Below are 737 nucleotides of genomic sequence, written 5' to 3'. Positions count from 1 at the left end.
GTCGCTCTTGCCGATGATCGACCTGAGTGAGGACTGGGCGACCTGGCCCACGGCGAACACATAGTCCTGCACCTCGATCGCCGCCCGGACCGGATCCGTCACCCGGAAGTAGACCACCGCGTCTACCTTGACCGAGACGTTGTCACGTGTGATGCCCTCCTGCGTCGGGATCGGCAGCGTGACCACCTGGACGTTCACCTTGCGCATGCGGTCCGCGAAGGGAACGAGGTACGTGATTCCCGGATTGCGGTACGCGGGAAGCGCCTTCCCGAAGCGGAACACCACGCCTCGGTCGACCTGATTGACGATCCGCATGCTGCTGCGCAGGATCAGCAGCAGTAGAGCCACGACAACAACAACCGCGATGGCGGCCGCACCCTCCATGCCCACTCCTTGAGTTCGATGCGTCGACTTTTGAATTCCACGTAGTCGTGAATTCGACGTAGTTGACACCAGTGAGGACTGCTTGCGCGACGGCCCGGATGCGTTCGGAACGTAAGGGCTCCGTCAAGGTTGCCCGCCGCGAGCGTTATCAAGTCGTCAGAGTTGTCGAACGGCGCGCGTGAGCTGCGCCGTCGCTGCATAGCGTGTGCCCCGCGTGATCTTGAAATCGAGGGGGGACGGCGCAGATGTCGTTCGATGATGAGTGGGAACGGGCCAAGGCTCGGGCGATGGGGGACGGCCCGGCCCGGATGAGGCTGAACCAGTTGGTCGCCGCGGGCGGCGGCGGGGGCGGT

1 protein-coding gene is annotated in these 737 nt (G+C 64.0%); it reads right to left on the bottom strand.

What is annotated here, in order from left to right; genetic code table 11:
- Nucleotides 1-384: SPFH domain-containing protein (locus CCN51_RS57030; protein ID WP_245881584.1), on the bottom strand; the 384-nt coding region annotated here is incomplete at its 3' end.
- Nucleotides 385-737: the final 353 nt, after the last annotated feature.

The organism is Streptomyces milbemycinicus (assembly GCF_002154605.1).
In the GTDB taxonomy this organism is placed as follows: Bacteria; Actinomycetota; Actinomycetes; order Streptomycetales; family Streptomycetaceae; genus Streptomyces; species Streptomyces milbemycinicus.
This window is presented reverse-complemented; position numbering and strand designations above follow the sequence as displayed.